This window comes from Shigella sp. FC1661, from assembly GCF_001712525.1.
Lineage (GTDB): Bacteria > Pseudomonadota > Gammaproteobacteria > Enterobacterales > Enterobacteriaceae > Escherichia > Escherichia coli.
Window position 1 is genome coordinate 1 of record NZ_MDGW01000241.1, and the last position, 2,864, is coordinate 2,864.

Here is a 2,864-nt window from a genome sequence, read left to right on the forward strand (position 1 = left end):
CGGATATTGTGGTAATGCCTTAACCAACTGTCGGGGCATATCTGTTTTATGTTGCGTACAGCCCATAACCAGAGAAGACAACAAAATAATTAACGGAAGATTTCTTTTCATTTTCATTCCCCGCACAGATAAAAATAAGTCTTATTCTAACAATGCCGCCCTGTCGGTCATCAATCCTCTGCTTAATGGCAACGACAATTATCCGACTTAAATCACAAATCAGACACATGACATAACAGGGCTTGCGAGGTAACACATCGTCCTGTTTCTTCCACCATCGCACCGGACTGGCGACTATGAGGGGACAACGCCGCGCTCCGTTAACGCGGTAAACCCCGGTGTGTATCGTTTTAGATTATCCCCGCACACTCGCGCAGAGGAGTCTCCCTGTCGGGCTGCGGTCTCTGTTAATGAGGGAATACAGCGACGATACGGCGCATCAGCAAAACTTAGTTCAGGCACTGAGTGCGGATATAGTCCTGTGCCCCTTCCAGCTGCTTCTGCATTGTCATCAACCGTTCTCTGAGGATGAAATAATCCCGTTCAGCGGTGTCTGCCAGTCGGGGGCCGGTTGCATTATCCACGCCGGAGGTGCCGGTGGCTTCACGCACGGTACCGGAGCAGGTGGCGTTGATCCGCAGGCGCTTACGACCAGCGGCAACATCAGCACGCAGAGTTTCATTTTCAGCTCTCGCATCGGCTAATTCCCTCGAGTATCTGGCATCAAGTGCAGCGACATCACGCTGGCGTATCTGCATATCAGTAATTGTCGCGTTCGCCAGCTCCAGCTCACTGGCTTTTTTATCGCGCTGCTCTTTGTAGATGATGGCGTGAACACGGTAATGATTCAGCCCCAGACTAAGCGCACCACAGGCCACCAGCAGGGCAATGATGACCACGCACAAAACACGGTTCATATCACCACCAACGGATTGCCCAAACCAGAACAGCAATTGCCACAATACGAATGGCAAAAGCTGCCGCTCTTGTTAAATCCAGACTGGCTGGCGTCTCCACTTCAATGCCTTTCATAATGGACAACCTCAGAAAGAATCTTTTATACTTCCTCACAGGGAAAGCACCTCCCTCACCATAATTTCTCCCTTGCCTTACTCAAGGTCAGAAAACACAAAACCCCGCTTGCTGCCAACAAACGGGGTTTTTACTTTTATTCACTTAGGTTTTGCCAGTTCACAGGACTTCGTGTTATCCGCCCGCGTGAGCAAGCGTCATTTTTCAGCAAAATATTCTGCTACCTGTCGATACCCCAGCACGCCAGCGCGCTCTCCTGGTCACGCCGCGATACCTGCCCGTAACAGTTATTTGAGCGGTTCCGACAGTCCCTGCCGCCGTCATATATCCAGCGACGAATTTCAGCACATGCACCTTTCCGGTCTCCGGCGTTCAGTTTCCGGTAAAACGTTGAGCTGAAACACTTACCGGGGCCAATGTTGTACGGACAGAATGACGCGATCCCCGATTTCTGAGGTTCGGTCAGCGGCACTTTGATGTTTTTCTCCACCCATGCCAGCGCCTTATCACGTTCAATGGCGTTAACCTGGTCGCATTTCTCCTTCGACAACTTCATGCCCGGGACGACAGGTTTACCATCCACCAGAATGGCACCGCGGCAGATGGTCCAGATACCCGCGCCATCACGGTATGCCGTGGTGTGGTTACCTTCCTTTTCATCCAGAAACTGGTCGAGAATGTCAGGCGCAGGCGCACCAGCGGCAATCAGCGCCAGAACGGCAGCCGACAGGCCGTATCTGATTTTTGCGTTCATGGATATTTATCAGGATTTATCGGTTTCTGAGCCCTGGATATGTTTATCAGTTCCAGCCTGTTGCCTCAGGCTGCTAACAGGTCAATACAATCATGAGGATTATTTATGGACAATAACACCATTTCTCTACAGGAGTTGCTCGACAGCATTTCCAGGCTTCGGGAAGACGTGAATACCCTTACCGTCGCCTTCTCATATCTGGCATTCTCAATTCCAAGGGAACAGATGCAATCAACGCTGGCATCAATCCAGTTTGAATCATGCAATCCCAAATGGTCTCAGGAACAACAAGACTCTTTCAGGCGGCTTGCTGTATTACTGGATGAAAAATATGCTGGTAAAATTACCATTTCGGCGGACTCTTCAGAGAACCCGTAATTATTCCCGGTAGTTTTCCTCTGTAGGTTATCAACACATCCTGCGCCTCTAAAATTACGGGGCGCTTTTCCGGCGACTGCTCATCCCCTTCACATAACCCGGCAGCAACATCCAGGAAGACCTGTCTGATGCTCCTTCTGGCTGCTGCCTCATAAAACTCCAGCGCGGCACCTTCAACACGGTCCAGCGAGATGTCCAGGTCAAAAATTTCACCGTCAAAGCGTTTTTTGTCCCGTAACGCTAAAGTTACCGTAACTTTATTCTCAAAATTGCGGATCCCTTTCACAATCAGTTCATAGTTTTGAGTCATTGAATTACTCTCCCCGTGCAGCCTTACGACGGTCCTCTCTGATTTTGAAATACAGGTTAGTCTGAAGTGGCACACTGAATTTGGCCACCTGAACAGAGGTGATATGCTCACCTCAGAACAACACAGGTGCTCCAATGAAAAAAAGAAATTTTAGCGCAGAGTTTAAACGCGAATCCGCTCAACTGGTTGTTGACCAGAAATACACGGTGGCAGATGCCGCCAAAGCTATGGATGTTGGCCTTTCCACAATGACAAGATGGGTCAAACAACTGCGTGATGAGCGTCAGGGCAAAACACCAAAAGCCTCTCCGATAACACCAGAACAAATCGAAATACGTAAGCTGAGGAAAAAGCTACAACGCATTGAAATGGAGAATGAAATATTAAAAA

General features: G+C 49.3%; 6 protein-coding genes and 1 pseudogene. 2 read left to right on the forward strand and 5 right to left on the reverse strand.

What is annotated here, in order from left to right:
- The 4 genes and pseudogenes from BFF42_RS28585 to BFF42_RS14345 form a co-directional block, all read right to left on the reverse strand.
- Positions 1-111 (reverse strand): annotated as a pseudogene (locus BFF42_RS28585) (TonB family protein); the annotation flags it as partial.
- A 338-nt stretch (positions 112-449) separates the two neighbouring features.
- Positions 450-917 carry a lysis protein gene (locus tag BFF42_RS26960; RefSeq protein WP_001082565.1) on the reverse strand — a complete coding sequence of 156 codons (468 nt, stop codon included), beginning with the start codon at positions 915-917 and terminating at the stop codon, positions 450-452.
- A gap of 1 nt (position 918) precedes the next feature.
- A complete protein-coding gene (locus BFF42_RS14340; protein WP_000675931.1) occupies positions 919-1,032 on the reverse strand; it encodes a hypothetical protein in 114 nt (37 codons plus the stop codon).
- Positions 1,033-1,252: 220 nt separating this feature from the next.
- The gene (locus BFF42_RS14345) at positions 1,253-1,786 is read right to left on the reverse strand and encodes a lysozyme (protein ID WP_000992061.1); all 534 of its coding nucleotides are present in this window, start codon (positions 1,784-1,786) and stop codon (positions 1,253-1,255) included.
- 105 nt (positions 1,787-1,891) lie between these two features.
- Between BFF42_RS14345 and BFF42_RS14350 the strand changes: the two genes are divergently transcribed.
- A complete protein-coding gene (locus BFF42_RS14350) occupies positions 1,892-2,164 on the forward strand; it encodes a hypothetical protein (protein WP_000369850.1) in 273 nt (90 codons plus the stop codon).
- On the opposite strand, the gene BFF42_RS14355 is transcribed toward BFF42_RS14350, so the two are convergent.
- Positions 2,130-2,474 (reverse strand): YdfR family protein, encoded by a 345-nt coding sequence (locus tag BFF42_RS14355; RefSeq protein WP_000193278.1) that lies wholly within the window; start codon positions 2,472-2,474, stop codon positions 2,130-2,132. The genes BFF42_RS14350 and BFF42_RS14355 overlap by 35 nt on opposite strands.
- Before the next feature lie 134 nt (positions 2,475-2,608).
- On the opposite strand from BFF42_RS14355, the gene BFF42_RS14365 reads away from it, so the two are divergent.
- Positions 2,609-2,864 (forward strand): IS3 family transposase (locus BFF42_RS14365; protein ID WP_033555117.1); only part of this gene is annotated, 256 nt, incomplete at its 3' end.

Excerpts from the sequence above, each read along its gene's own strand:
- BFF42_RS14340 (WP_000675931.1), bottom strand. The coding sequence starts at position 1,032 with ATGAAAGGCATTGAAGTGGAGACGCCAGCCAGTCTGGATTTAACAAGA.
- BFF42_RS14350 (WP_000369850.1), top strand. The coding sequence starts at position 1,892 with ATGGACAATAACACCATTTCTCTACAGGAGTTGCTCGACAGCATTTCC.
- BFF42_RS26960 (WP_001082565.1), bottom strand. The coding sequence starts at position 917 with ATGAACCGTGTTTTGTGCGTGGTCATCATTGCCCTGCTGGTGGCCTGT.
- BFF42_RS14345 (WP_000992061.1), bottom strand. The coding sequence starts at position 1,786 with ATGAACGCAAAAATCAGATACGGCCTGTCGGCTGCCGTTCTGGCGCTG.
- BFF42_RS14355 (WP_000193278.1), bottom strand. The coding sequence starts at position 2,474 with ATGACTCAAAACTATGAACTGATTGTGAAAGGGATCCGCAATTTTGAG.